The following is a 26,421-nucleotide window of genomic DNA, read 5'->3' on the forward strand; positions in this document are numbered from 1 at the left end:
GACGGTCAATCTAACACTACGCACCGAGTACCACGCACCTACGCAACCAGAGAATCCATGAACGTTACCATCGATAAGAATTCCGGCTATTGTTTTGGGGTTGAATTCGCCATTCAGATGGCGGAAGACGAATTAGCCCACGACGAAACCCTGTATTGCTTGGGCGACATCGTGCACAACCGCATGGAGGTGGAGCGCCTGCACGAACAGGGCCTGCGCATCATCGACCGGGCCCAGCTCGAGCAACTGCACGACTGCAAAGTGCTTATCCGGGCCCACGGCGAACCTCCCGAAACCTACCAGCTGGCTCTTCGCAATAACATTGAGCTCATCGACGCCTCTTGCCCCGTCGTGCTCAAGCTGCAAAACCGCGTAAAGCACGCCTTCGACACCAGTCGGCGCCAGGATGGGCAAATTGTCATTTATGGCCAGCCAGGCCACGCGGAAGTAGCCGGTCTGAACGGCCAAACCGGCAACCGGGCCCTCATCGTCATGACCGAAGCCGATCTAGACCAAGTGGATTTCGCGCGGCCGGTTACGCTCTTCAGCCAGACCACCAAGAGCACGGCTGGGTTCTACCATATGAAGGCCGTTATCGAGGAGCGCATAAAAGCGGCGGGCGGCTCTCTGGAGTCGTTTGATGCCAACGACAGCATCTGCCGCCAAGTAAGCAACCGGGAGCCCGCCTTGGCTAAGTTTGCTGCCGTACACGACGTGGTCGTATTCGTTAGTGGCCGCAAAAGCTCCAACGGAAAGGCCTTGTTTTCGGTGGTCAACAAAACCAACGAACGCAGCTACTTTGTCGAGAACGAGCAGGAAATCGACGAAGACTGGTTTCATGGGGCCGAGTCGGTGGGCATCTGTGGGGCTACTAGCACGCCGATGTGGCTGATGCAGCGCGTGAAAGACCGAATCGAGCAGGTACCGGAGGCGGTAGCATAGTTGGTGCACAGTCGAGTAAACAAGGGGCTAAAAGGTGCGGGGCTGGAATGGCTATTTCAACCGCATCTTTTAGCCCCTTATCCATTTAACCCAATGCTACCTTCGCGTGATGCGTAAATATTTCAATTACTTCCTCAACGGCTTTCTTATTGTAGCGCCCATCGGCCTGACCGGGTACATCCTGTACGCTGTGTTTCATTGGCTCGACAACTTGTTTCCCAACTACGGCGTGCCGGGTTTGGGGCTGCTAGGAGCGGTGGTGATAGTAACGGTGATAGGCTATGTGGCCAAGTCGTTTATGGTGCGGCCGTTTTTGGTTATTGCCGAGCGGGTTTTGCACCGTACGCCCTTGGTCAGCATTATTTATTCCAGCCTCAAAGACCTGTTTGATGCCTTTGTGGGCGACAACCAGAAATTCAACTGCCCTGTGCTAGCCCGCATGAACGCGCAGGACGAGGTGTACAAAATGGGGTTTGTAACGCAAGATGCCATGCTGGCTATCAACCGCGAAGAATTACTGGCTGTATACTTTCCGCACTCTTACAACTTCTCGGGCGAGCTAGTGCTGATGCCCACCGCCAACATCACCTACTTAGACCTGCCAAGCAGCGAAGTCATGAAGTTCATCGTGTCTGGGGGCGTTTCGCGGTTGATTTAGGGTGTAGACGGCTAATAGAACGGCATTTCAGCAAGCTCGGCGTAACTGTTCCTCTCGTGGGGTAGTTGAAGAGGCTATGACCTTCAACTGCCGCCTCGCCTATGCCCACTAAGCTGTATTACCGTGCCTACGGCTCGGGGCCTCGCGTGATTTTGGCGTTTCATGGCTATGGGCAAGGCGAAGGGCACTGGCGTACGCTCATCGGCGGGCTAGGCCCGGAGGTGACGGTGTATGCGTTTGACCTGTTCTACCACGGCCGCAGCCGGCTGGCCAAAATAGATGCCCCGCTTACCAAACAGCGCTTGGGCGAGCTGCTGAAGGAGTTTCTAAAAGAAAACAGCATCGGAAACTTCAGCCTCTTGGCATTTAGCATGGGAGCCAAGTTTGCTCTTACAGCCGTTGAGACCTTTCCGGACCGAGTGCAGCAAGTGTGGCTGATTGCGCCAGATGGTCTGCAGCGGCAGTTCTGGTATTCGTTGGCTACGTACCCGCCCTGGATGCGCGGGGTGTTGGGCCGGGCGGTACTGCGACCCCAACGGCTGTTGCAGTTTTTGGGCACGCTCGAACAGCGCCGGTTGGTGCCCTCCAACCTTGTGCGCTTTGCCGAGTGGCAGCTAGAGAGCCGTGAGAAACGGCTGCGCGTGTACCGCAGCTGGGTTGGTTTCCGATTGCTGACTTTCAGCTTGCGTGGTTTAGCGCAACTCCTCAACCGGCGGCCGACGCCCGTTACGTTCTTTCTGGGCCGCCACGACCAAGTGATTCCGCACGCTGGGCTGCAGCGCTTTATCGAGCTATTGCACGGAGCCCAAACCGTTCTGCTGGAAGCAGGCCACGCCGGGCTTATCTACAACGTAGCGGCCTACTTGCGGCGGCACCCGGAGGTGAGGCTATAGCGCGAGGCTACGATAAGTCTGGCTGATGCCGGAATACTTTGTTGTCTATGGAATGGCGGCCAGGACCTTTAATCATAAAGAACAAGAGCAAACCCAAAACGAGTATCGACAACCAAAGTTCTGTGTTGTCGGTCCTGAAACCCTGCTGCGGATTAACTACTAGAGCGGCGCCAAACACGATGGGCATTTGGCACAGAAGTGCAAGCCGGGTTAGGGCGCCAAAAGCAATCATTAAGCCGCCCACCATGTGCACAATGCTGAAAAAGAGGGGCGCTTTGCTAAGTTCTCCTAAGCTTTGTTGCTGGCTCAGTAGGTAATATACGTCGCTGGTCTTGCTTAGAAACGAGACGCCTTTGATGAATAGAAACAGGCCCAGCAGGATGCGCAATGCGTCCATCCAAACGGGGTTGCTTGCGCTGTTCTTTGCTCTGTGTACGGCGGGGTGGGAGGGATTGGAGAGTGCCATGACTTTTTCGTTTAAGAAGGTGGGAGGGATGTCGTAGGCTAGATCTGAACGGTTTTAGTTACCTGTAATTTATTGTTTTTTATGTCAATAAATACCGGTTGCTGCTACTCTAATTCTCGCTCGTACAGCTGAAAGCTGGCCTCATCAAACGTCACGAACACAACTTCCTGTGGTAGGTCGTGCTGCTCCAGAAACGCCCGCACCTCGCGCACTGCAATTGTGGTGGCTTCCGCTTTCGGGTAGCCATACACACCGGTGCTGATGCTAGAGAAAGCAATACTAGCAAGCTTGTTTTCAGCCGCCAGGTGCAGGCTGTTGCGGTAGCAATTGGCCAGCAGTTCGGGCTCTTGCTTGTGCCCTCCATTCCAGACTGGCCCTACCGTATGAATGACGTGCCGGGCAGGTAGCCGCCCCGCGGTAGTGATAACCGCCTTACCTGTGGGCAGCCCTCTACCATAGTGGCCAGCACGCAAGCGGCGGCAAGCTTCCAGAATTTCAGGGCCGCCAGCGCGGTGGATGGCTCCGTCGACCCCGCCGCCACCAAGCAAGCTGGAATTTGCTGCATTCACAATGGCATCGGTATCGACGCGGGTGATGTCGCCGCGGTAGAGCAAGATGCGGCCATATGATTTAGCTTCGGCGCGCCAGTTAGCGGCAGTGGGGGAGGTTGGCATAGTGGTAGGGCGTAAGTAGGTTTCATACGCGCCGGCCAAGTTGCGGGCTGCGGTTGAGTAGCGGTTTTCTGTGCTTCAGCGGCCTGAAATGCCGCTTGGGAAAGGTATTGTGGCAGGCGTGCGGCAGAAGCTATACGTTTAGGCATCAATCCACTACATACTCTTTCTGTCATGGAAACTCCTAATCGTGACCAGCAACTTTGGTATATCGCAAAAGACCGGGCCAAATTCAAGTCGCAGTTGGTGACATACATCCTAGTGAATGCACTGCTCTGGGCTATCTGGGCCCTAACCGGGTTCGAGTCGGTGCCTATGCCATGGCCGCTGTGGGTCGGTGCCTTCTGGGGGTTTGGCTTATTGCTGCGCGGAATCCGGGCCTACGCTGGCTTCGGAGAAGAGCAACAGATTGAGCGTGAATATGAAAACCTAATTCGCCAACGGCGGCAGTAAGCTAGGTTGGAGGGAGAACTGGAAAGTGGGAGCTTGTTTTAATGCCGTGTACTTTGTTTCGCGGTGGGTGGTGCCAACTGGCCAGCAGCAACTTTATAAGTGGGTCGGTGGTTAAGGGGCTGCATGAAAACACGCCAATTGCTCCCCCTCCTGTTGCTAGCGCCGCTGGCTCTGATTTCTTCTGCTCCCGACCGGCCCCTGGCAGCCGCAGATGCCAACCTAAGCAAAATAAAGCTGCCTGCTGGCTTTAGTATTACCTACTTCGCGCAAGGCGTGAAAAGCGCCCGTGAGCTGGCCGTCGGACCCGACGGTACGGTGTACGTAGGCAGCCGCGACGCCGGAAAAGTATACGGCCTGCCCGACCGCAACAAAGACGGCAAAGCCGACGAGGTGATTACCATTGCCAACGGGCTGAACGGCCCGAATGGTGTAGCCGTCCGCAATGGCGCCTTGTACGTGGCCGAAGTCAACCGCATCACGCGCTACGACAACATTGCGCAGAAACTTAAGCAGCCGCCCAAGCCTGTCTTGGTATTCGACCAGCTACCCAACAACGAGTGGCACGGCTACCGCTACATTGCTTTCGGGCCCGATGGCAAACTCTATGTGCCCGTAGGGGCGCCCTGCAACACGTGCATTCCCTCCGAGCCCGTTATCGGTACCATCACCCGCATGAACCCCGATGGTACTGGCCAGGAAGTGTTTGCCCAAGGAGTACGCAACACTGTGGGGTTCGATTGGAGCCCCGTAGACAAAGTGTTGTGGTTTACGGATAACGGCCGCGACCAGCTCGGCGACAACCTGCCGGCCGACGAACTGAACCGTGCCCCCAATGCGGGTTTGCACTTCGGGTTTCCATACTTTTTTGCCGGCGACGTAGCTGACCCCGAATTTGGGAAGGGTCGTTCTGCTGCTACGTATACCAAACCAGCGCGCAAACTTGGCCCGCACGTAGCGGCGCTCGGCATGAAATTCTATACCGGCAAGAAATTCCCGGCCGCCTACCGCAACCAGATTTTCATACCCGAACACGGCTCCTGGAACCGTAGCAGTAAGCTCGGCTACAGGATTTCGCTGGTGCGCCTAGATGCAACGGGCAAACAAGCCAAGAGCTACGAAACCTTCGCCGAAGGCTGGTTGCAAGGCCAAAAGTCGTGGGGCCGCCCTGTGTGCTTGCTCGTGCTGCCCGACGGCTCCATGCTCGTCTCCGACGACCAGAATGATGCGGTGTACCGGATCAGCTACAAAGGATAAATGACCTTCGAACGGGTGCCCTTTCATGGGTACAAGCACCGCAGTAGTTGCTGGCCAAGTAATTTTCTGCAGGGCTTGTACCCGCGAAGTGGAACTTCCCGTTACATTAAGGCCATGAAAAAACAGCGTGTTCCGAAGCGTGTACTGGGACGGTTGGAACTGGTGGATTTTCCGAAGTTCCAACTATGGGGAGTGGAGGCCAAGGTAGATACCGGCGCCTATACCAGTGCTATTCACTGCTCGGACATACAAGTGATAACCGGAGCCGACGGTAAGCCCTGCCTGCGCGTGTTGCTTTTAGACCCTTCGCATCCCAACTTCGACGGCACACTAATGGAGTTCACCGAATTTACGCTTCGGGACATCAAAAGCTCCAACGGTGATTTGCAGGAACGCTATGTTATTCAGGCAGTTCTGCGAATATTTGGTGAAGATTTCAATACCGAGTTTTCCTTGTCCGACCGCTCCGATATGAAATACCCCGTGCTGCTCGGGCGACGCCTGCTTCGGCACGGGAATTTCGTAGTGGATGTAGCCCGGCGTAATATGTCATATAAGGCTCAACTGGCGGCTAAGCCCTCGCGCACCTAAACGGCCGTGCTTATTTGTTACTTGCGGCTTCGTAGGCCTCTCGCGGGTCTTCGCTTCAATCTACTCTATCCTTTTTCCAATGAAACTGGCGATTCTATCGCGTGAGCCCAAGCTATATTCCACCACGCGCCTTGTGGAAGCCGCCGAACAGCGCGGCCACGAAGCCTTGGTAGTGGATCATCTACACTGTAACCTAGTGCTCGAAAAAGGCAAGCCTGACATTATTTATCAGGGCCACCGCCTTACGGGCGTCGATGCCATTATTCCGCGTATTGGAGCTTCCGTTACGTTCTACGGCTGTGCCGTAGTGCGGCAGTTCGAGATGATGAAAGTGCGGACGGCCGTGGAGAGCCAAGCTATTGTGCGCAGCCGCGACAAGCTCCGTTCCATGCAGATTCTGGCTCGTGCCGGCGTGGGCATGCCCAAAACCGCTTTCACCAATTACTCCGACGAAGTGGCCGAAATGATCGAGCAGGTAGGCGGCGCCCCGGTTATTATCAAGCTGCTCGAAGGCACGCAGGGCTTGGGGGTGGTGCTGGCCGAAAGCGCCAAGGCCGCACAATCCGTTATCGAAGCGTTTCACAACCTGAAGGCCCGCATTATTGTGCAGGAGTTTATTGCCGAAAGCAAAGGTGCCGACTTACGCGCTTTTGTGGTGAATGGGGAGGTGGTAGGTGCCATGAAGCGCCAAGGCAAAGAAGGCGAGTTCCGCTCGAACTTACACCGTGGCGGTACAGGGGTGCTCGTGAAGCTAAGCCGCGCCGAAAAAGCTGCCGCCTTGCTAGCCGCCAAGTCGTTGGGGCTGGGCATTGCGGGGGTTGATATGCTGCAAAGCAAACGGGGGCCGCTGGTGCTTGAAGTGAATTCCTCTCCCGGCCTTGAAGGCATTGAAAAAGCTACCGGCCTCGATATTGCCGGCAAAATCATCGAATACACCGCGGAAATAGCTCAGAAAAAGAAGGCAAAAGCCAAATCCAAAGCCGCTTTGGCCGCCTTGCCTGACAACCAGCCAGACTTGCCACGCTAGTGCTTGCAAGTGGTGTCGGGCAATGCTGCACTGCCTGACAGAGATGTTCAACGAAGCGTAGCCTTAGGTTTTGCGCTACTTTATTTAAGCTGCCTCTTGACTCCAGTTGCCCGCTCCGAAGATATGTTGCTCAATGGCCTCGTTATCAAGCCGGGCGAGGATGTGCAAACGAAGCTGGTCATTTCGCGGCTCCCTTCGGGTACGGTCATCGACATTCCGGTGCACGTATTCCGCTCGCACAAGCCCGGTCCAACGGTACTGCTGCTGGCCGGCATGCACGGCGACGAAGTAAACGGTATCGAAACGATTCGCCGCCTGATTCGGCGGGACATGCTGCGGCCGTTGCGGGGTAGCATCATTGCTATTCCGATTCTCAACATCTACGGCTTTCTAAATTTTAGCCGCGAGGTGCCCGATGGCAAAGACGTAAACCGCAGTTTTCCCGGCAACCCGCGGGGCTCGTTGGCTAGCCGCGTCGCGCACCGCTTCATGCGCGAAATCATGCCGCTGATCGACTATGGCATCGATTATCATACAGGCGGTGCGGCCCGTTCCAATATGCCCCAAATTCGGTGCCTGCTCCACGAAGACCCGGAAACCGACGCGCTGGCTGCGGCTTTTGCCGCTCCCTTCACCCTGAATGCCTCGCTGCGTCCCGGTTCCTTGCGCGAAGCAGCCATGCAGCAGGGGCGGCGCATCATCGTGTACGAAACCGGCGAATCGTTGCGGCTCGATGAAATCGGTATCGAACTGGCCACGGCCGGCACCTTTCGACTGTTGCACCACTTGGGCATGGTGGCTGAATCTGCTCCGGCGGAGCACGCAAGCGTGATATGTGTGCGCTCTACTTGGCTGCGGGCTCGGTTCGCCGGACTTTTCCGCAGCTTCGTTCAGAATGGCGAATACATCGAAAAAGGGCAGGTATATGGCTCCGTGGCCGACCCCTACGGCGAGACGGCCGTGCGGCTGGAGTCGCCGGTGGCGGGCTACATCATTGGCGTCAACTACATGCCCGTCGTCAATCAAGGGGATGCGCTCATCCACGTGGGCCGTCTAGATAATGCTCCTAGCCGTACCGACTTGGCTCCTCCTTTCGAGGAAAAGCCCAACAAGCCTCAGGAGCCCGAGGCCGACGACCCGGAACTCGACGAGGAAGAGGCACAGTAGACTACTCAATTCAATTAAAAAGGCCCGCCTCGATAGGAGGTGGGCCTTTTTAGTTTAGCAATTGCTGATTCGGCTTTACTTGATGAGTGCCTGATTGGCCTTGTTAGCTAGCACTACGGTTTTCGGGTCGACGGTAATTTCTTTGAGGCGTTGCGCCACGGCCGGACTCATGCTTTCCTGGTAACGGCCGCCCAACTGGCCCGCCAGGAACTTCTCCGATGCCGCATACATAGCCATGTTGTTTACGGGGCGCGCAAACCCGTGTCCTTCGTCGGGGGCGCAGATGTATTGCACCGGGTAGTTGCGGTCGCGCAGGGCTACCACTATCTGGTCGGCTTCGGCTTTGTTTACGCGCGGGTCGTTGGCTCCCTGCACGACCATGAGTGGAGTTTTAATTTTGTCGGCGGCCGTTAGAGGCGACATGCGAGCCAACTCGGTGCGGCCCGCTTCTGTACCAGGGTCAGCCATGCGGGCGTACATCTGCTTCCGGCCTGCTTCCCAATACGGCGGAATGGCATTAAGCAAGGTCGTTAGATTGGAAGGCGCCACAATAGCCACACCTGCTGCATACAAATCGGGCGTAAACGCAACGCCGGCTAGCGTGGCATAGCCGCCGTACGAGCCGCCCATAATGCCCACCTTTTTAGGGTCGGCAATTCCCTGGGCCACCAAATACTTCACGCCCCAAGTCAAATCGTCTTGCATTTTGCGGCCCCATTCGCCGTTGCCAGCTTCCAGGAACTTCTTGCCATATCCGGTACTAGCGCGGAAGTTGGGCGAAAGCACTGCGTAGCCCCGATTGGCCAAAAACTGATGCAAAGAATTGAAACCGTAAACGTCGCGGGCCCAGGGGCCACCGTGCGGTACAATGATGACGGGCAGATTTTTGGCCGCTACGCCTTTAGGCAAGGTCAGGTACGCCGGAATTTCCAGCCCATCCGACGACTTGTAGCGCACTGCTTTCATATCGGCTAGGTCGGCAGCGTTTAGCTTGGGCCGTAAGTCGTACTGCTTGGTTAGGGCTTTGGTTTGGCGGTCGAAAAGGTAAACGGTACCAGGCATGGTGGCACTGGTGGCCGACACCAGCCACAGCCGCTCATCAGTTGTTGAGGATACGGGGTAGAGGTCGGCACCGGGTACCTTGGCTTGGATGGTCTTGAAGTCCGCTTCGTACGCTTTGTCTTTCCATACGCGGCGCATCCGGTCGTCTACGTACGTTACGGCTACCGGCTCGTGTGTCACCTCCGACAGCATCAGCCCACCAAAATCCACTCGTTTCTGTGGGTCGGTATCGAGCAGTTCTTCTTTCTTGGTGGCAGGATCGAAGAGCACTAGTTCGGCTCGGTCTCGGGTGCGGCCGCCGTTCGTTACCAGGTACACGTGCTTGTTGTCTTTGTGGAAGCCAGCTACGGAACTCTGCTCATCGATGGTGGTGCGATAAACGGGCGTAAACGTGTTGCCTGCCACTGCCAGCAGTTCGTTGCTGCCATCGGGGTTGGCCCGGGAGGCCAGCCGCAGCTGATCGTTCCAGTCGAAACTCCAGCTTTGCAGGCGGTCTTTGTTCTCGCGCAGCAACGTTTTTTCGCCGGTGGCCAAGTTCAACTTATACAGGTCGTGCCAAGCTTTGTCCCGGTCGTTGAGGCCGATGTAAAGCGTGTTGGGGTCTGATTTGGGCACGTGGTAGAGCTGAACGCGTACCCCCTTCAGCCCGGTCAAGTCACGAGCTACGGGCACATCGGCGCCAGCAGGCGGCGCTGCGGATGGGTCTACGGCATAGAGGTTGAAGTTTTCATCCCCGCCTTTGTCCTGAACATAGAGCACGTACTTACTGTCGCGGCTCCAGAAGTAATTGCGCACAGGTCGAGCCAAATCCGCGGTGAGCGGTTTTGCCGCCGTAAACGGCTCGGCTACGCCTTTCACCCACACATTGCGCGTGCCTTTGTAGGGTTTGATAAACGACATAAATCGTCCATCGGGGGAGAGCTGTGCGCCCGAGGTTTCGGGGTCTCCAAACAATAGCTCACGGTCGATGAGAGCCGGCTGTTTCGTTTGGGCGGCAACGGGTGACCCGAGCACTGCGCCCAAGGCCACAGTCAGCAAAACAAGTACAGATTCTTTCATGGAATAGCGGGAATAGTGGAACAATAAATTAATAATAAAACATAGCCATATCCTAGTTTATAGTTCAACTAAACGGTAGTCGAATAATCGAACAGCCCTTTTTGCGTTTCTTTGGACCGCCGACTCCGGCTTTGTGTTCTTTTTCTTATTTCTCGCATGAAAAATTCCTTCCAACTGGCTATCAATGCCGTGCTGGTCATTGCCGTGGCCGTGTTGTTTTATCTGCACTTCGCCAACAAGCCCGCCGCTGCTCCCGCCCGTAAAACTCCTGCTGTAGCTACTCAATCCACGGATTCCAGCAGCACCGTTGCCACCACCGACACCGACGACCTAGCCGCCGTAGCTGATACCGATAAAGTAGCGTACGTGGAGTCGAGCAAGCTGCTCGATGGCTACAAAGGCATGCAGGACGCTCGTAAAGCTTTCGAAGCCAAAGCCAAGCGCTGGGAAGCCCAGAACCAGACCATGGTGAAGGGATTCCAAACCGCCGTGCAGCAGTACCAAAAGCAAGCCGAGAGCCTAACCGCCGAGCAGCGCGCTGCCACCGAGCAGAAACTACAAGCCCAGCAGCAGCAAGTGGGCATGGGCCAGCAAAAACTTCAGCAGCAGGCCCAGGAAGAGGAAGCTAAAATGACCCAGAGCGTGCTCGAGCGCCTCAACAAGCAGATCGAGAAGTACGGCAAAGCCAATGGCTACCGTCTGATTCTGATTGCGGCTCCGAGCGGCACTATCGCCTATGGCCGCAAAGACCTCGACATCACGCCCCAAGTGCTTAAGTACCTGAATGCCGAGTACTCAACAAAAAAATAAAGTTGATGTTTTTGGTAACCGCCCGCTTTCCCGTGATGGGAAAGCGGGCGGTTTGCTTTTAGGCAATATCTAGTATCAGAAAAGGGGGTATAGGACTGTCTAAAGACGGAGCTATAGCGTAAAAATCATATTCGAGCAGGTTTAGATTAATATCTGTGGTTTCGTCTTCCCATTTAGGTAAATGGCCAATAAAGACGGTTTTACCTGCTATATGTAGGAAAAGAATCTAATAATTTTGCTCTTTCGTTTTCATGGTAGAATACCTTGAGATATAGATATACGCATGACTTATCACGAACAGCGCATTCAGGAGCTAGAGCAGGAACTGCGGGTGGCACGGGCCGCCGCAACAACGGCCGAGCAACGCTTGGCTACCTTAGCTGATTTCTTGCCAGAGGGCGTACTACTTTATAACAGTGAAGGAATTATCAGCCTTATCAACGAGCAAACGTGTACGCTGCTCGGCATAGAGGGACCAGCTAGTCAATGGCTCGGCAAAACCTCGGCCGATATGGTGCCTACTGTGCGAGCTTTGATGCAGGATACAGCGGCTTTCGATGCTTGGGTTGAGGAAGCATGGGCTTCAAACTGTGCCGCTATTAGCACCGAGCTGCAACTGCGCGACGGGCGTACCATCCAAGTCGACTACATTTCAAGTGGCAGTTGCCAGGCCATACCCAACAGCCGTTTGGTGTGCTTCCGCGACGTGACCGAACGCAAGGAAAATGCCCGTCAGCTCAACGAGCAGCGGGACTTCTACGAAACCATTCTCGACCTTTTGCCTGGCGAGGCCGCCGTGTACGGCCCCGATCATCGCTACCGTTACGTGAATGCGAAGTCCATTGCTGACCCGGCTGTGCGCACTTGGATAATTGGCAAGACCGATGCCGAGTACGTCGCACACCGTAAGCGGAACCCAGAAATAGCTATTCGCCGCCAGCAACTACTTAATCGGGCCGTAACGGAAGGCGACCTGGAGTGGGAAGAGTCCTTTCAACTCCCCGACGGCGCTATGCGCTACGTTTTGCGCCACTTACACGTCATTCGGGGCGAGGATAACCAGACCCGAATGCTTATTGGCTACGGCACCGACATCACGCAGCGCTACAAAGCCGAAGAGCATATTCGGGCACTGTTTGCGGCCCTGCCCGATACGATTGTGGTGGTCGATGCCAACGGGCTGGTGCGGGACGCCAAACTCGGGGATACGCCTTTGCTGTTGCCCGAAGCCGAGCTGATAGGTGCCTCACTAGAGCAATTATTGCCGCATTCGGCGGGGCAGCACTTATTGCCTTGCCTAGAACAAGTGCGCCAAACCGGCCAGCCGGGAGCCTGCACATTTGAGCTCAAAACCCAACAAAACAAGGTGTCCTTTCACGCAGCTCGGGTGGTGGCGCTGCCAGGTGCTCAGGCGGTGCTGGTTATCTTACAGAACGTAACCGATCAGGAATTGATCCGGCGCCAGCTGACGGAGCAGCAAGAGCTTATCCGGCAAGTGATTGAGGTAAGTCCAACGGTCATCTACTTGCGTGACCAAGACGGCAATGTTGTGTTCAAGAACAAGGCGTACGACGACCTCATGCAGCGCATTCGCCACGGAAGCGTCATGCAGGGCCTAGTAGAGGAAGACAAAGACTCCTCAGTAAGCCAGCAAATCAAGCGCATCAACGATAGCCACAACTATGTGTTGAGCACACGTCAGGATTTCACCTACGCTACCACGTTCACGCTCTCGGACGGCGAGGAGCGGTGGATGCAGTCGATGAAGCGGCCCTTTATGCGCAGCGACGGGTCGTTGAACGTGCTGTGCGTAACAACCGACATCACCGACATCAAGCTGGCCCGTCAGCAGTTGGAAAACAGCGAGAAGAAGTACCGCGACCTGGTGTACTACTCGCAAGCGCTGATCTGTACCCACGACCTGGAAGGCAACATGCTGTCCGTCAATCCTGCCATCGAGCGACTGATGGGGCTGCCGGCCCACAAGCTGGTAGGCAGGAACTTGCGTGAGGTGGTGCCCGCCGAATACCAGGGTCAGCTACAAGAGTATCTGGCTGGGTTTGCTCAGCAGCCCGGCCAACGCAGTATTATGGCCCTGCTAACGCGCCCCGGCGACAAGCGCTACCTGCAGTACAACAACTATCAGGTGAAAGAAGCAGGCCGCCCAACCTACATCGTTGCTTCCGCCTACGACATTACGGAAAGTGTGCTTACCGAACGGGCGCTGCGCCAAGCCAAACTCGAAGTAGAAGAAAGTGCCCGCGCCAAAGACAACTTCTTAGCCAGCATGAGCCACGAAATCCGGACCCCGCTTAATGGGGTGCTCGGCATGGCCGCGCTACTTACCAAAACCGAACTCAATAAGCCCCAGCGCGAACTGCTGGACACCATCAATCATTCGGGGCAGCACTTGTTGGCGGTTGTGAATGATGTGCTGGATATGGCCAAGATTACGGCTGGCCAGCTCGAACTCGAGCACGCCGCCTTCGACCTGTGGGCTTCGGTGCAGGGCGCCGTGCAAACCATGACGTACTTGGCCGAGGAAAAAGGGTTGTATTTGTCGGTTGTGCCTCTAACCATTCAGCCGCCTTATGTTCTTGGCGACTCGCACCGGCTCAACCAAGTGCTGCTTAATCTGCTATCCAACGCCATCAAGTTCACCGAGTACGGAAGCGTCACGCTAGGCGGCGAAGTACTCTGCGACACCCCCGTGGCCATCACTATTCGCTTCTGGGTGCGCGACACGGGTATCGGTATTCCGGAAGATAAGCAGGAGCAGATTTTCGAGATTTTCACGCAGGCTAGCACCGATACCACGCGGCGGTTCGGCGGCTCGGGGCTGGGCTTGTCGATCAGCCAGCATTTGGTGCAGCTGATGGGTGGCGAGCTGCTCGTCGACAGCGTGCCTGGCCAAGGCAGCACGTTTTCGTTCACTATCACGCTGGCCCGCACGCCCGCCGCGCCGGTGCGGGCGCTGAAAGCCGCCGAGCAACCCGCGCTAGCCAAGCTGCGCGTGCTGCTAGCCGAAGACAACCGAATCAATCAGCGCATTTCCACCCTGATGCTGCAGCCCTGGGGCGTGGAAGTCGACTGCGCCAGCAACGGCCCCGAAGCCCTCGACTTGTTTGATGTGCACTTGTACGACGTGGTGCTAATGGACATTCAGATGCCTGGCATGAGTGGTGTGGAAGTAACCGATGTTATTCGCCGCCACCCTGATCCACGCCGTGCCAATGTTCCCATCATTGCCCTGACGGCCAACGCCCTGCGGCGGGACCAGGAGCGGTACCTAGCTGCCGGAATGAATGCCTGCTTGATTAAGCCTTTCGAGGAGCAGCACCTGCACCAAACCATAGTAAGCGTGCTGAACGGAATGCGGCTGCCAGTGGTAACCCGTGCTGCAACACAACCCACCGAAGCCACTTCGGGCGACCTCTACGACCTGAGCTTCTTAAAGCAGACGAGCAACGGCAATGAGCAGTTTGTGGAGCGGATGCTGGAAGTGTTTCTGCGCGAGACGCCTGCTACTTTGGTGGCGCTTCAACAAGCCTGTACCGCCAACGACTGGCCTACGGTAGGCCAACTTGCCCACGGGGTGAAGCCCATTGTGCTCCTGCTCCGAATAGCCGGTGGCGCTAGTGCCATCCAAACGCTCGAAGCTTCGACCACCAAGCCTGAAGAGGCTCGTAAAGCGGCGCTTTTCCTGTGCCAGCAATTGGAGTTGACCTGCCAAGCAATAAAGCTGGAACTGCACCCTAAGTAGGGAAGAAAGTGCTTTAGCATCTGGCCTGCTATGTATCGGCAGACAAACAGTAAGGCCAAGGTGGCCCTAACACGGTGCTGTTTGGGAAAGAAGAGTATGCGCTGCTTTCATTCTATACCAGATAGTGTGGAGAAGCGAATGAAAAATGGTACAGTTTAGCGCCTAATACGCAGCGAAGAATAGTAACTCATTCTTCCCAGCCAACCTTTCACGTTAAGCTTGGCTCTACTATATACCATCTGGCTAATTGTGGGCGTTGGGGACATACTTATTGATTGATCGAGACAGAGGCAATTATCCTTTCTAGATTTTCTATGCGTTCAACTTTCCGTGCTCTTATAATCCCCTGTTTTTTGCTCGGCACCCTTTCCGCGCACGCGCAACAACCCGTTGCTACTTCCAAAATCACTATCAGCGGCTACGTACGCGACGGGGCCACCGGGGAAAATCTTATTGGCGTAGCCGTAGTGAACCCCGGCACCGGGCAGGGCACTGCCACCAACACCTATGGCTTCTACTCGCTCACACTTCCCGCCACCGATTCGGTGCGGTTGGTGGCTAGCTACCTGGGCTACGAGCGCGCCCGTTGGGCCGCAGTGGGCACCCGCAACGTCACACACGATTTTCGGCTGCGGTCCAGTACCAACGAGCTAGCCGATGTGGAAGTGGTAGGCAACCGCCAGGAGCGAATCGAGCAGAGTACGCGCATGGGTACCATCAACGTGCCCATCACCCAAATCAAGAACCTGCCCAAACTGTTCGGCGAAACTGACGTGCTAAAGGTGCTGCAACTACTGCCCGGCGTGCAAAGCGGCGGCGAGGGACAGAGTGGCCTGTACGTGCGCGGCGGCTCCCCCGACCAAAACCTGATTCTGCTCGACGGCACGCCCGTCTACAATGCGGCGCACCTGTTTGGCTTCTTCTCGGTGTTCAATGCGGATGCGCTCAATAATGTGGAACTGATTAAGGGCGGCTTTCCGGCGCGGTACGGTGGGCGTTTGTCGTCGGTGCTCGACATTTCGATGAAGGAAGGCAACATGCAGGAATTTCATGGTGAGGGCGCCATTGGCATTGTGGCTTCCAAAATCACGCTGGAAGGACCTATCAAGAAAGACACGGCTTCTTTCATTATTTCGGCGCGTCGCACCTACCTCGATGTGCTGGCGCAGCCCTTCATCAAGTCGCAGCTTTCGGCGGAGGGAACCAAGGGGTCAGTAGGGTACTTTTTTCACGACCTCAACGCCAAGCTGAACTGGAAACTCGGCAGCCGCGACCGGCTCTACTTGAGTGGCTACACCGGCTACGACAAGTTCTACGCCCGCATCCGCGACAAAGAGGATACCGCTGAGGACTATAGCCGCACCGAAGCTAACCTAGGCTGGGGCAACCTCACGGCAGGTTTGCGCTGGAACCACATCGTGAACGACCAGTTGTTCATGAACACCCACTTCACGTACAGCAAATACCAGTTCAATGTAGGAGAGGAAGACGAGCAGCGCTACGAAGACCAAGGCGAATCGCGCACCGATAAGTTCTCGCTGCGCTACCTGTCCAACATCCGCGACTTCAGCCTAAAAACGGATTTCGACTACACGCCCACGCCCGACCACTACATCCGGTTCGGAGGCCAGTACATCCTGCACTCGTTTCGGCCGGGTGCCCTTACTTCCAAAGACAACGTCAGCGACCTAGAAAGCCAACTTAAGTCAGGCACCCGCACCATGGCTAGCGAAGTGGGGCTGTATGCGGAAGACGACTACCGCCTCACCGACCGCCTGAAAGTGAACGGCGGCCTGCGTCTAAACGGCTTCGCGGTGGAAGGCAAGTTTTACCCAAGCGTAGAGCCACGCGTAGCTGCCCGTTTCTTGCTCACCGAGGAATGGGCGCTGAAAGCTTCTTACGCCCGCACCGCGCAGTTTATTCACTTACTTACCAACAGCGGCATTGGCCTGCCGACTGATTTGTGGGTGCCGGCTACCAACCAAATCAAGCCGCAGCGTGCGCAGCAGTACAGCGTGGGGGCGGCTCGTACGTTACGCTTCAAAGACGAAGACTACGAGCTAAGTTTCGAGAGCTACTACAAGCCCATGCGCAACCTGGTAGAGTACCGCGAGGGCGCTAGCTTCCTGGGTACTGTGGACAGCGACTGGGAAAGCAAAGTAACCAGTGGCAAAGGCTGGGCCTATGGCGGTGAATTCTTCATCCAGAAGAAGTCGGGCCGTACAACCGGCTGGATCGGCTACACGCTGGCCTGGAGCAAGCGCCGCTTCCCCGACCTCAACCAAGGCCGCATCTTCCCCTACAAATACGACCGGCGCCACGATATTTCGGTGGTAGCCATCCACAAGTTCAGCCCCACCTTCACGCTATCAGGTACCTGGGTGTACGGCACTGGCAACGCCACCACCTTATCACAGGGGCGGTTTATGCTAGGGCAAGGCTATGGTCAAGAATATGAAGATTATGGCGAGCGGAATTCTTTCCGCATGGCCGCCTACCACCGCTTCGACCTTGACCTGAGCAAAACCAAGAAGAAGAAGTGGGGCGAGGTGGTGAACAGCTTATCGATTTACAACGTGTACAGCCGCCGCAACCCCTACTACCTCTATTTTGATCCAGGTTCTGTCGACGACCGAGGCAACACGACAAAGGGCGTTTATCGACAAGTCTCCCTGTTCCCGATTATTCCCTCATTCAGCAAGGCCTTTAAGTTTTAATAACTGACTCGTGTTGATTGGGTTTGCTTCGCTGCGTGTGAATAGGCCGCTTCCCCTTTAGAATTACTTATGAAAAAGCTAGTTACACTACTCTCGTTGACTGCATTGGCTTTTAGCGGTTGCGAAACCATTGTGGACGTAGATACGCCGCCGCACACCCCCCGGCTAGCGCTTAACTATACGCTCTCCAACCAACTGCCAAACGCTTACAATCAGGAGTTTTTCGCGAACCGAGCCTTATTTGTGAGTACCAGCCAAAGCGTGCTGGAAGTAAAGGAACTCACTGGCCGGGGCAATGCAACGGTGGAGGTACTAGACGAGTCTGGGCAGGTAGTAGAGCGGTTTCGTTCTAAACCTAAGCGGACATATAACAACTACGGTCAAGTAGATAGCCTATACGGCGATTACGTGCCTACTCGTGGGCTAGTAGGTGAGCCGGGCCACACCTATACTCTGCGCGCCTCGGCACCCGGCTTGGAAACCGTAGAATCTACCTTGACCTTGCCTTTTCCGACAGTTATCGAAACCGGGAGCTACTCCGAGCAGCAAGTCACTCAGAATGGCTCCACCTTTAAAATAGGCAGGCTCACGTGCAGCATCCTCGACAATGCAGCCACCACCGATTATTATATGGCCTACGCCCGAGTGCTTGATCGTAACGGTAACTTCTGTGGGACTGTACAGCGTGACAACAATAGAAACAATGGCGGAGGCCCCGATGTGAACTTAGGTCTCTTTCAGCTTTCCAACACGAACAGCAATTATGACCAGTACCCTTTCAGTGATGTTGGGGGCAATGGTCAACGGCTTACTCTCAGCACCGACGTGTCATTTTTTGTTCGGAGTTATCCAGTTGATCCTACCAATCCTAGGTCGCCTTATATTACTCCAGAGCCGGGGTACATCGAAATTGTGGTCAGCAGCATCACGGCGGATACCTATCGTTTCTACCAGTCTCGAAACCGCTACAACGATACCGATGGCAACCCCTTTGCTGAGCCGGCGCCCTTGTTTTCCAACGTGCGTCCCGGCTACGGAATATTTGGTGGCGCCACCGATGTTACGTACCGGATTCCGCTGTAGTAGGTAGTATGTCTGCTGTCATTTCGACGCCGGAAGAAGCTGAGTGAAGGCATTCAACGGATTCATCCAGATTCCTCCTGCGTTGGAATGACGGACGGTAAATTCAATCTTAGCCAACCATCTTCACTGCTTCTGTGGAGCTAGGCTTTAGATGCGGTTCGCGTTGAGTAGCAGGCTTCTATATAGCGATTTTTAGTGGAGGTGAATTAAACTTTGGGTCAGTTTTTGCGTCTAAGTACTAGTGCGGGCCCCGGTTGTGGCCCGCCACTATTGACTATGAAAAAGCTCCTGAAATTTCCGTTTATACTTGCCCTGTTGCTAGCAGGTACGCTGCTAACAGGTTGTGCTGGTTCCACACAAGCTGTAGTTTCTACCGGCCCGGCCGGTTACTACGGCGACTATTACGGTCCTCGTTACCGGCCCTATTATGGCCCGCGCTACTATCGTCCTTCTCGCGTGATTGTACGTCCGGCACCCGTCATTGTGCGTCCTCGCGTAGTACATCCTAACCCACGCTACTACAACCGCTCGAACAACGGCGGTTACTACCGGGATGGTGGGTACCGCGGCGGTGGTACTTATCGGGGCGGCCGTGGTGGACGTCACTAAAAAGAGGTTAACACAAAAAGACCGACCAGCATGCTGGTCGGTCTTTTTTATGACTTACGCTTTGTGAATAAGAGACTGAGTTTCACCTCTGCTGAGAGAAGAAGCCGTAGCTTAAATCAGCTTGTCGGGGGTGATGGGCAATTCGCGGATACGCTTGCCAGTGGCGTTGAACACGGCGTTGGCAATGGCAGGGGCGGCCCCGATGATGGCAATTTCGCCGATGCCCTTGGTACCCATAGGGTCCACAATGAGGTCGGGTTTATCGACGAAGGCTACCTCGATGGCTGGCGCATCGGCGTGTACTGGTACGTGGTAGTCGGCGAGGTCCTTGGTGACGTAGCGGCCGAATCGGTCGTCTATCATGGCGCCTTCGGTGAGGGCCATGCCGATGCCGCCTACCGCACCGCCTAGCATCTGGTTGCCGGCTGTTTTGTGGTTGACGATGGTGCCCGCGTCGGCGCAAGCCACCATTTTCTTTACCCGTACTTCGCCGGTTAGCTGGTGCACGTGCACCTCCACGAAGTGCACCGAAAACGAGTACATCGAGTACTTCTGCCGCTCGTTGCCGGGCTTAGACTCTGTTACCACTGCCACTTCCTGGCCGTTGTTCTGCTTGATGAGGTCGGCATAGGCAACCTTCGCACTCGCGTTGTTGGCCAACGAAAGCTGCGTGCCCTTAATAACGATGTCCGCTGGCTTGGCGGCGCTGAACGTGGAGCCAGCCAACTGGTACAGCTTCTCTTTGAGAGCCGCGCAGGCCGCTACCACGGCCGAGCCCACGGTATTTACGGTAGCCGAACCACCCTGCGAGGGAGCATCTGGGAAAAGCGAGTTGCCTAGCTCGAAGCGTACTTTTTCGGGTGGCATACCAAGTGCATCAGCAGCTAACTGCACCATTACGGTGCCCGTGCCTGGGCCGATGTCGGTGGTGGCGCTTTGCAGCACTACGGTACCATTAGCCAACATCCGGGCGCCGGCTTTGGCGCTGCCGCGGTTGGCACCAAAGGTACCTACGCCCATGCCGTAACCTACCAGCCAGTCGCCTTGCTTGTTGGTGCCAGGCTGCATTTGGCGGTTTTTCCAGCCGATCCGTTCGGCACCCATTTGGTAGCACTCCTTCAGATACTTGGTCGACCAGGGCTTGCCGTTGTCGGGGTCAGTATCGGTGTAGTTGCGCAGGCGGAACTCCATGGGGTCCAGGTTCAGTGCGTGCGCCAGCTCATCCATGGCCGACTCCAGCGCGAAAGCACCCGTGGCCTCGCCGGGGCCGCGCATCCAGATGGGCGTGCTGATATCCAGCGGCAAAATCCGGTAGCGCGTGCTTATGTTGGGGCTCTGGTACATCATGCGCGTCTGCTGCACCGTCGATTCGGTGAAGTCCTCATAAGTAGAGGTCTGGCCGGTGGCCTCATGCGTGATGCCCACCAACTTGCCATCGGGCGTGGCCCCGATGCCGATGCGCTGCCAGGTGTAAGGGCGGTAGCCTACCATCGTAAACATCTGCTCGCGCGTGAGCACCAGCTTCACCGGGCGGTTCACGGTTTTGGCAGCAATAATGGCGGCCGTTTCGTGGGGCCAGTTGTGCAGGCCGTTGCCGAATGCGCCGCCCACAAACGTGGCAATTACTTTCACGTTTTGCTCGGGAATGCCCCAATCTTTGGCAAAGGCGCGTTGCGTGCCTTTCACGGCCTGTACTTTGTCGTACACCGTGAGCTTGTCGGGTGCTTCCCAATGGGCAATAATGGATTGCAACTCCATCGGGTTGTGCATCTCCGTGGGAATCACGTATTCCATTTCCAGCTTCACAGGAGCCGTTTTGTAGCCATCCACCTGGCCACGGTCGTGGTCGGCCTGCGGCGACTTCGGGTTCTTTTTGGCCTGGGCTGGCACCTTGGCCCGGTCCATGTGGGCGTTGAAGTTGGTAGCGTGCTGGTCCGCTTCGTACTGCGTTTTTACCAAGCCAGCGGCATAACGGGCGCGCTCCAGTGTATCGGCCACTACAATGGCAATGGGCTGGTCGTTGAAGAGGATTTTCTCGTCGTGAAATACACGTAGCGGTTGCCCGGCTGTTGGTGGCTCATCGGGCTGGCTGCGGTTAGCAAAGCCAGGCACCTTAATTGAATTCACGTGAGTAATAACGGCCAGTACGCCAGGGGCCCGCTCGGCTGCTTTGGTATCGATGCTCTTGATGCGGCCTTTGGCAATGGTGCTGCCCACCAAAAAGCCGTGCACGAGGCCCGGTAGCTGATATTCCGCCGAGTATTGGGCCGCACCGGTTACTTTCAGTCGGCCGTCTACGCGGTTCATTCGGTCGCCTACCACGCCGTCTTTGAAGAGAGGTTGCTCGTTCATAGGGATAGAGGCTTACGCCACATTAGTAGCGTTTTTGAGGGCCTGCACAATGGCATTAGGACCCAACTTTAGTTTGTAGGCATTGTGCTTGAAAGCCTTGGCTCCTTGCATGGCAATAGCTGCCGCCGCTTGGAAGGTTGCTTCCGTGGCCGGTTTGCCCACCAACGACTTCTCGGCTTCGGTCAGGCGCCAAGGTTTGTGCGCCACACCGCCCATGGCCAGGCGGGCATCTTTGATGATGTTGTTTTCGAGTTGCAGCGCTGCCGCTACCGACACCAACGCAAAGGCGTAGGAAGCCCGCTCGCGCACTTTCAGATAATGCACGTTTTTGGTAAAAGGGCCCTCAGGCACTTCCACAGCCGTAATTAGTTCGCCGGGCTCCAGCGTAGTGTCTTTCTGCGGCATGTCGCCGGGCAGGCGGTGCAACTCCCCAAAAGGAATGCGCCGGTCGCCTTTGGGGCCACTCACTAGCACGGTGGCATCCAGTGCTACCAAGGCCACGCTCATGTCGGATGGGTGCACGGCAATGCACTTGTCGGAAAAGCCGAAAATAGCGTGCATGCGGTTGTAGCCTTCAAGGGCGCCGCAGCCCGAGCCAGGCTCCCGCTTGTTGCAGGGCAGGGCCGTATCGTAGAAGTAGGGGCAGCGGGTGCGTTGCAGCATGTTGCCGCCGATGGTGGCCATGTTGCGCAACTGGGCCGAAGCGCCAGCGTTCAGCGCCTGCGCCAGGAGAGGCAGCTTTTCCAGCACCTGCTTGTCGTCGGCGACCGTGGCGTTGAGGGCCATGGACCCGATGCGGAACGTGTTGTTTTCACGCTCCAACTTGTCGAGGGGCAGGCGGCTGATGTCGATGAGGCGCTCGGGGTTCATTACCCCGCGCTTCATTAAATCGAGCAGGTTGGTGCCGCCCGCAATGAACTGCGAGTTCTGGTCTTTGGCGCGGGCGTCAATGGCAGCTTTCGGCTTGCTCGGGCGGACGTATTGAAACTGATTCATACTTTTTGTCCTCCGGTTTTAACTTCCTGAATGGCGGCCACAATGTTGGGGTATGCGCCGCAGCGGCAAATATTACCGCTCATAAACTCCCGGATTTCTCCTTCGGAGTCAGCCTTGCCTTCCCGGATACAGGCCACCGCCGACATAATCTGGCCGGGAGTGCAGTAGCCGCACTGAAAGCCGTCGTGCTTGATAAAGGCTTCCTGCATGGGGTGCAGGTCGTCGCCTTTGGCCAAACCTTCGATGGTGGTGATTTCGCGACCGTCCTGCATGACTGCTAGGGCCAAGCAGGAATTGACGCGCTTGCCATCGACGTGCACGGTGCAAGCACCGCACTGGCCATAGTCGCAGCCTTTTTTGGTGCCCGTGAGGTGCAGTTGCTCGCGCAGTAGGTCGAGCAGCGTCACGCGCGGCTCCACCGAGAGCTTGTAGTTCTTGCCATTTACGGCCAGCTTCAGCCCCACTTTTTCAAAAGGAGCCGCAATTTTCTCGTCCCATTCGGCGGCAGCCGCTTGCACTACCGGTCCGGGTGTGAAAGCTAGTGCCGTGAGCACCGAGGATTGCTTTAGGAATTGCCGGCGCGTTGCGTTGTGGCCGCATTCGGGGTTTTCCGGCTTAGAATCAGGAGTTGAGTCAGCCATAAAATATGTGGTAAAGAAGGCTCTGCTTGCGCAAAAGCCGGTGGTAAAATCAAGACAGTGATGTGCTGCTTTCGAGCGTCAGAGTGGCAAAAGACACTGCGGCGGCAGCTAAGTCGCTTCAACAGGTAAACAAAGTAGGCGGAGGCAGTAAATTAAATCTAAGAAAGCTAGTATGCCGCCCACCTAATCTAGCCACTTTCTGTAAGTTTTCCGCTGGCAACGACGCCTCAAAGGTTTACGGTAGAAACTAGGTAGCGTTTAAGCTTAAAACATTGTTTTCCGCGTTGCGAAGGCCACTGATGAGGTTTAAGAGGCATATCCAGGGCTTTGAGTAGAGGTAGGCTCAACAGCCCATGCTTTTTGGTAGCTGCCGAAAACGAAAAAGCCAGCGACTAGTAGTCACTGGCTTTTGCCTAGTTGATTTTGCATCTCTTATTTAGAAAGGGCCACCGTAACAAAACAACTAGGTTATTCGCGCACCAAGCGTTTCACTACGGTGCCTTGCTTGGTGAAAACACGCACCGAGTACACACCCGTTGGCAAGTGCGTGAGGTCGAGCTGCTCCCGAACGGTGCCGGCGCGGGGCTGCAACGTGCGCTTGAGTACTACCTGCCCGAGGGTATTGAGTAGCTGCAGCTGCACTTCGCCGGTACCCACGTACTTCTAGGTATTTTGTATGTTCGAGTACTACCTATTAAGGACTTGCAACAAGCTCTGCCTCAGTAGCCCTAAATACAGAAGCACCCCGCCGAACATCTCGACGGGGTGCTAGAAATATGACAGCGGCTAGAGGCTATTTGTCTAGCATGTATTCAGCTAAGGTGCTATAAGGCAAGCGTATGGCCTTTCAAAATATGGCGTTTTGCTGCAAGCCTAATAGAGCAGTGCTGCTTTTAGCAAACTGTGCCGTTGCTGTATGTTAGAACGTGAAGCGTAAGCTTACTGCAGCATCATTGTAGAAGCCGGTGTAGCCGTGGAAAACTTCAAAGTAAGGCTTGTAGTCGATGCCTACTACGAACGGTAGGTCCTCCAGCTTGTATTCTAGGCCTAGGATCAGGTCGGCGCCAACGGCTACGTAGGTGGCATCATCGTAGACATAATCGCGGTAGACATACACGTCTTTCTTATGATACCGATAGTAGCGTGCGTCAGTGAAATAGTAGCGGCCTTGGTACGCCCCGGCGTGGAAACCAGCGCCGTAGTAGAACTGCAAGCCTTTTACATCGGCAATGGTTTTGTGTTTCTCGCCGAGCAGCGTGAGCCGAGCCCCGCGCGCTTTGTACTCCGTCGTGACTAGGGCTTCGAGGGCCACGCCGTTTTTGCCGCTTAGAAAGTGTTTAATAGTAAGCCCAGAAGAATAGCCGCCACCACGCAAACCAATACCAGTGCTGTAGCCGTTGCTACTCCCACCACCACTACTCTTCTTTTTACTTTGGGCTACTGCCGATTGCGTGCCGAAAGCAAGAGCAATACCCAACACAGCAAGGGTAAATTTCTTCATAATAAAATTATAAAAGTGAAAAATTATTCTCGTAAATATAAAGCTAAAGGGCGAATAGGAGCGGAATTATTATAAAGGATTACTACGGGCTATTTCGTCGGAAAGGTGAACTTTGGTACCACCGCCGTCGTCTTCGGCCGCGCTTAACATGGCTTGCGCAACGGCAGCTGCGGGCACGGCTCGGTACTTGCGCAATGGGCCAAGCAACAGCGGATGAAGTATTCGGAGTAAAACAGCCCCGATTTGTTCGCCTGCTCGCTTTTCACTTCGCTCGCCGAGTAGCAGCGAAGGCCGGAAAATGTGAATGGCCCGAAACGGCGTCTGGCGTACTGCCGCTTCCATTTCTCCTTTCACACGGTTGTAATAAATCCGCGATTCGGCATCGGCACCCATGGCGGACACTAGCAGTAGCTGCGAAGCGAAGTTGCGGGCCGTAAGAGCCGCTAGGGTTACCACGTACAGATAATCGACGCGGTAGAAGGCTTCTTTGGAGCCGGCTTGGCGCATCGTAGTGCCTAGGCAGCAGTACACGTCGTCGGCTATCAAGCTCATACTGTGCTCTTCCAGATGATCGAAGTCCAAGACGCGCTGTTCCAGCTTGGCATGTACCTGCGGTAAGGGTCGGCGTCCTACCACTATAACTTTGGCGTAGCGGTCGGAGGCCAGTAGCAGGGGCAGGAGCTGTGCGCCAATTAGGCCGCTGGCCCCAGCAATAAGAGCGGTTTTCTGCATAAGAGTAGAGCGGTAGCAACGGGTATCCGAAAGCCTAGCACCCAAACAATACGTTACTTGTTTGGGCCTGACGTGGTACGTAAAACCTATTCGTAGGGTAGGGCAGTGGCGGAAAGATGCTACTCTCAGCTCAAGCGTTGCTTGCGGCGGGTATGACCACCATTTGCAGAAACTCCTGGTTTCGTATATCGGTAACAAGACGCGAAGTACCGCGTCTACACATCGCAAGAGCCTTGCTTTTTCTATAAGCAATTGCTTTAGGCGCACCCTACCTTTCAAGAAACAGTGCAGTGCTGCTAGCTACGGCAGCACTGCGAGCTGCTGCGCAAGGAGGGCACTATGGTTTTGCAGAAATCTTGTCTCGAATTTCCGCTAGCCGGGCTTGCTTAGGGGCTTCGCGCCAGGCAACGGCCGTGGCCGTCCAGTAATGATGCTGGGCCAAGAATTGTTCTTGTGAGCGGTTCCAGGCGTCTTCGTCGGCCGTGACGAGTTGCCGCGCCTGAAATTCCAGAAACAATGATTCCGCTATCGACTCGAAATCGGAGCGGCCCAAATAGTCGAGGTCGGCATCGCAGAGAATTTCGGCTAGGTGCGAATGCGGGTCCTGGGGGAGCCGGGTAGCCATGATCATGTCGCAGATAGCCCCGATTTCATTGGGGGTATAATCGAAGCCAGGAAGTACCTCGCGTACCAGAGCGCAGCCTTCGGCCTCATGCCCGGTGTAGGTGCGCAAAAAGCCGGTATCGTGGTAGAGGGCGGCCGTGCGCAGTAGCTGTAATTCGGTATTGTTGGTAATGCCCTCGGCCGTAGCCAACTGCATAGCCGCCTGCGTCACGTCGAGCGTGTGATGCACGCCGTGGTAGTACAGAATGGATGGCAGTTGCGTGCGCAGCTGCGAGAGAACATATTCTTCGGCAAGCTCAACGTTCATAAGTCCCTGCTAACAGTCGGAAAGCACAGCAAGATATTCATAC

General features: G+C 55.7%; 23 protein-coding genes. 13 read left to right on the forward strand and 10 right to left on the reverse strand.

Translation table 11 applies throughout. From position 1 onward, the window contains the following. Positions 1-57: 57 nt before the first annotated feature. From P1X16_RS01255 to P1X16_RS01265, 3 genes are all read left to right on the forward strand, one after another. Positions 58-942: a 4-hydroxy-3-methylbut-2-enyl diphosphate reductase gene (locus P1X16_RS01255; RefSeq protein ID WP_277225664.1), complete on the forward strand. Its 885-nt coding sequence runs from the start codon at positions 58-60 to the stop codon at positions 940-942. Positions 943-1,051: 109 nt separating this feature from the next. Next, a complete protein-coding gene (locus P1X16_RS01260) occupies positions 1,052-1,600 on the forward strand; it encodes a DUF502 domain-containing protein (protein WP_277225665.1) in 549 nt (182 codons plus the stop codon). A 101-nt stretch (positions 1,601-1,701) separates the two neighbouring features. Next, positions 1,702-2,493 carry an alpha/beta fold hydrolase gene (locus P1X16_RS01265; protein ID WP_277225666.1) on the forward strand — a complete coding sequence of 264 codons (792 nt, stop codon included), beginning with the start codon at positions 1,702-1,704 and terminating at the stop codon, positions 2,491-2,493. Positions 2,494-2,500: 7 nt separating this feature from the next. Here P1X16_RS01265 and P1X16_RS01270 read toward each other — a convergent pair whose 3' ends face one another. Continuing rightward, on the reverse strand, positions 2,501-2,959 hold the full coding sequence (locus tag P1X16_RS01270) for a DoxX family protein (RefSeq protein ID WP_277225668.1): 459 nt from the start codon (positions 2,957-2,959) through the stop codon (positions 2,501-2,503). Between the two features lie 104 nt (positions 2,960-3,063). After that, on the reverse strand, positions 3,064-3,633 hold the full coding sequence (locus P1X16_RS01275) for an O-acetyl-ADP-ribose deacetylase (protein WP_277225669.1): 570 nt from the start codon (positions 3,631-3,633) through the stop codon (positions 3,064-3,066). Positions 3,634-3,804: 171 nt separating this feature from the next. Between P1X16_RS01275 and P1X16_RS01280 the strand changes: the two genes are divergently transcribed. The 5 genes from P1X16_RS01280 to P1X16_RS01300 all read left to right on the forward strand — a co-directional run bounded on the left by P1X16_RS01280 (position 3,805) and on the right by P1X16_RS01300 (position 8,122). Beyond that, positions 3,805-4,083, forward strand: a complete 279-nt coding sequence (locus P1X16_RS01280) for a 2TM domain-containing protein (protein ID WP_277225670.1) — start codon at positions 3,805-3,807, stop codon at positions 4,081-4,083. A 123-nt stretch (positions 4,084-4,206) separates the two neighbouring features. Continuing rightward, complete coding sequence (locus tag P1X16_RS01285) at positions 4,207-5,337, forward strand: PQQ-dependent sugar dehydrogenase (RefSeq protein ID WP_277225671.1); 1,131 nt, start codon at positions 4,207-4,209, stop codon at positions 5,335-5,337. A 114-nt stretch (positions 5,338-5,451) separates the two neighbouring features. Beyond that, positions 5,452-5,928, forward strand: coding sequence for an ATP-dependent zinc protease (locus P1X16_RS01290; protein WP_277225673.1), 477 nt, complete (start codon positions 5,452-5,454; stop codon positions 5,926-5,928). Positions 5,929-6,007: 79 nt separating this feature from the next. Next, complete coding sequence (gene rimK / locus P1X16_RS01295; RefSeq protein ID WP_277225675.1) at positions 6,008-6,955, forward strand: 30S ribosomal protein S6--L-glutamate ligase; 948 nt, start codon at positions 6,008-6,010, stop codon at positions 6,953-6,955. A gap of 96 nt (positions 6,956-7,051) precedes the next feature. Further along, positions 7,052-8,122 (forward strand): succinylglutamate desuccinylase/aspartoacylase family protein, encoded by a 1,071-nt coding sequence (locus tag P1X16_RS01300; RefSeq protein WP_277225676.1) that lies wholly within the window; start codon positions 7,052-7,054, stop codon positions 8,120-8,122. 75 nt (positions 8,123-8,197) lie between these two features. On the opposite strand, the gene P1X16_RS01305 is transcribed toward P1X16_RS01300, so the two are convergent. Next, on the reverse strand, positions 8,198-10,243 hold the full coding sequence (locus tag P1X16_RS01305; RefSeq protein ID WP_277225678.1) for a S9 family peptidase: 2,046 nt from the start codon (positions 10,241-10,243) through the stop codon (positions 8,198-8,200). A 156-nt stretch (positions 10,244-10,399) separates the two neighbouring features. Between P1X16_RS01305 and P1X16_RS01310 the strand changes: the two genes are divergently transcribed. The 5 genes from P1X16_RS01310 (at position 10,400) to P1X16_RS01330 (ending at position 19,225) form a co-directional block, all read left to right on the forward strand. Further along, positions 10,400-11,053 (forward strand): OmpH family outer membrane protein, encoded by a 654-nt coding sequence (locus tag P1X16_RS01310; RefSeq protein WP_277225680.1) that lies wholly within the window; start codon positions 10,400-10,402, stop codon positions 11,051-11,053. A gap of 283 nt (positions 11,054-11,336) precedes the next feature. After that, the gene (locus P1X16_RS01315; RefSeq protein WP_277225682.1) at positions 11,337-14,816 is read left to right on the forward strand and encodes a PAS domain-containing protein; all 3,480 of its coding nucleotides are present in this window, start codon (positions 11,337-11,339) and stop codon (positions 14,814-14,816) included. Positions 14,817-15,130: 314 nt separating this feature from the next. After that, the gene (locus P1X16_RS01320; RefSeq protein ID WP_277225684.1) at positions 15,131-17,533 is read left to right on the forward strand and encodes a TonB-dependent receptor; all 2,403 of its coding nucleotides are present in this window, start codon (positions 15,131-15,133) and stop codon (positions 17,531-17,533) included. Between the two features lie 69 nt (positions 17,534-17,602). Further along, positions 17,603-18,616: a DUF4249 domain-containing protein gene (locus tag P1X16_RS01325; protein WP_277225685.1), complete on the forward strand. Its 1,014-nt coding sequence runs from the start codon at positions 17,603-17,605 to the stop codon at positions 18,614-18,616. A 276-nt stretch (positions 18,617-18,892) separates the two neighbouring features. Further along, a complete protein-coding gene (locus P1X16_RS01330; RefSeq protein WP_277225686.1) occupies positions 18,893-19,225 on the forward strand; it encodes a hypothetical protein in 333 nt (110 codons plus the stop codon). 111 nt (positions 19,226-19,336) lie between these two features. Here the strand turns inward: P1X16_RS01330 and P1X16_RS01335 are convergent, their stop codons facing one another. The 7 genes from P1X16_RS01335 to P1X16_RS01365 all read right to left on the reverse strand — a co-directional run bounded on the left by P1X16_RS01335 (position 19,337) and on the right by P1X16_RS01365 (position 26,378). Continuing rightward, positions 19,337-21,577, reverse strand: coding sequence for a xanthine dehydrogenase family protein molybdopterin-binding subunit (locus P1X16_RS01335; RefSeq protein WP_277225687.1), 2,241 nt, complete (start codon positions 21,575-21,577; stop codon positions 19,337-19,339). A 12-nt stretch (positions 21,578-21,589) separates the two neighbouring features. Further along, complete coding sequence (locus P1X16_RS01340; protein WP_277225689.1) at positions 21,590-22,573, reverse strand: xanthine dehydrogenase family protein subunit M; 984 nt, start codon at positions 22,571-22,573, stop codon at positions 21,590-21,592. Continuing rightward, positions 22,570-23,214, reverse strand: coding sequence for a 2Fe-2S iron-sulfur cluster-binding protein (locus P1X16_RS01345; protein ID WP_277225691.1), 645 nt, complete (start codon positions 23,212-23,214; stop codon positions 22,570-22,572). The genes P1X16_RS01340 and P1X16_RS01345 overlap by 4 nt, the downstream gene beginning before the upstream one ends. Positions 23,215-23,682: 468 nt before the next feature. Beyond that, complete coding sequence (locus P1X16_RS01350) at positions 23,683-23,871, reverse strand: T9SS type A sorting domain-containing protein (protein ID WP_277225693.1); 189 nt, start codon at positions 23,869-23,871, stop codon at positions 23,683-23,685. A 262-nt stretch (positions 23,872-24,133) separates the two neighbouring features. Continuing rightward, positions 24,134-24,715, reverse strand: a complete 582-nt coding sequence (locus tag P1X16_RS01355; RefSeq protein WP_277225694.1) for a hypothetical protein — start codon at positions 24,713-24,715, stop codon at positions 24,134-24,136. Positions 24,716-24,784: 69 nt separating this feature from the next. Continuing rightward, positions 24,785-25,447 carry an NAD-dependent epimerase/dehydratase family protein gene (locus tag P1X16_RS01360; protein WP_277225696.1) on the reverse strand — a complete coding sequence of 221 codons (663 nt, stop codon included), beginning with the start codon at positions 25,445-25,447 and terminating at the stop codon, positions 24,785-24,787. Positions 25,448-25,784: 337 nt separating this feature from the next. Beyond that, entirely contained in the window at positions 25,785-26,378 is a 594-nt protein-coding gene (locus P1X16_RS01365; protein WP_277225697.1) for an HD domain-containing protein, read from the reverse strand. Between the last annotated feature and the right edge of the window lie 43 nt (positions 26,379-26,421).

It is taken from the genome of Hymenobacter sp. YC55 (genome assembly GCF_029433095.1).
GTDB lineage: Bacteria > Bacteroidota > Bacteroidia > Cytophagales > Hymenobacteraceae > Hymenobacter.

What these genes read in the sequence shown, in the direction of transcription:
- P1X16_RS01275 (WP_277225669.1), bottom strand. Translation starts at nt 3,633, where the DNA reads ATGCCAACCTCCCCCACTGCCGCTAACTGGCGCGCCGAAGCTAAATCA.
- P1X16_RS01320 (WP_277225684.1), top strand. Translation starts at nt 15,131, where the DNA reads ATGCGTTCAACTTTCCGTGCTCTTATAATCCCCTGTTTTTTGCTCGGC.
- P1X16_RS01265 (WP_277225666.1), top strand. Translation starts at nt 1,702, where the DNA reads ATGCCCACTAAGCTGTATTACCGTGCCTACGGCTCGGGGCCTCGCGTG.
- P1X16_RS01305 (WP_277225678.1), bottom strand. Translation starts at nt 10,243, where the DNA reads ATGAAAGAATCTGTACTTGTTTTGCTGACTGTGGCCTTGGGCGCAGTG.
- P1X16_RS01285 (WP_277225671.1), top strand. Translation starts at nt 4,207, where the DNA reads ATGAAAACACGCCAATTGCTCCCCCTCCTGTTGCTAGCGCCGCTGGCT.
- P1X16_RS01345 (WP_277225691.1), bottom strand. Translation starts at nt 23,214, where the DNA reads ATGGCTGACTCAACTCCTGATTCTAAGCCGGAAAACCCCGAATGCGGC.
- P1X16_RS01340 (WP_277225689.1), bottom strand. Translation starts at nt 22,573, where the DNA reads ATGAATCAGTTTCAATACGTCCGCCCGAGCAAGCCGAAAGCTGCCATT.
- P1X16_RS01315 (WP_277225682.1), top strand. Translation starts at nt 11,337, where the DNA reads ATGACTTATCACGAACAGCGCATTCAGGAGCTAGAGCAGGAACTGCGG.
- P1X16_RS01260 (WP_277225665.1), top strand. Translation starts at nt 1,052, where the DNA reads ATGCGTAAATATTTCAATTACTTCCTCAACGGCTTTCTTATTGTAGCG.
- P1X16_RS01290 (WP_277225673.1), top strand. Translation starts at nt 5,452, where the DNA reads ATGAAAAAACAGCGTGTTCCGAAGCGTGTACTGGGACGGTTGGAACTG.
- P1X16_RS01255 (WP_277225664.1), top strand. Translation starts at nt 58, where the DNA reads ATGAACGTTACCATCGATAAGAATTCCGGCTATTGTTTTGGGGTTGAA.
- P1X16_RS01355 (WP_277225694.1), bottom strand. Translation starts at nt 24,715, where the DNA reads ATGAAGAAATTTACCCTTGCTGTGTTGGGTATTGCTCTTGCTTTCGGC.
- P1X16_RS01325 (WP_277225685.1), top strand. Translation starts at nt 17,603, where the DNA reads ATGAAAAAGCTAGTTACACTACTCTCGTTGACTGCATTGGCTTTTAGC.
- P1X16_RS01360 (WP_277225696.1), bottom strand. Translation starts at nt 25,447, where the DNA reads ATGCAGAAAACCGCTCTTATTGCTGGGGCCAGCGGCCTAATTGGCGCA.
- P1X16_RS01365 (WP_277225697.1), bottom strand. Translation starts at nt 26,378, where the DNA reads ATGAACGTTGAGCTTGCCGAAGAATATGTTCTCTCGCAGCTGCGCACG.
- P1X16_RS01280 (WP_277225670.1), top strand. Translation starts at nt 3,805, where the DNA reads ATGGAAACTCCTAATCGTGACCAGCAACTTTGGTATATCGCAAAAGAC.
- rimK (WP_277225675.1), top strand. Translation starts at nt 6,008, where the DNA reads ATGAAACTGGCGATTCTATCGCGTGAGCCCAAGCTATATTCCACCACG.
- P1X16_RS01310 (WP_277225680.1), top strand. Translation starts at nt 10,400, where the DNA reads ATGAAAAATTCCTTCCAACTGGCTATCAATGCCGTGCTGGTCATTGCC.
- P1X16_RS01270 (WP_277225668.1), bottom strand. Translation starts at nt 2,959, where the DNA reads ATGGCACTCTCCAATCCCTCCCACCCCGCCGTACACAGAGCAAAGAAC.
- P1X16_RS01330 (WP_277225686.1), top strand. Translation starts at nt 18,893, where the DNA reads ATGAAAAAGCTCCTGAAATTTCCGTTTATACTTGCCCTGTTGCTAGCA.
- P1X16_RS01335 (WP_277225687.1), bottom strand. Translation starts at nt 21,577, where the DNA reads ATGAACGAGCAACCTCTCTTCAAAGACGGCGTGGTAGGCGACCGAATG.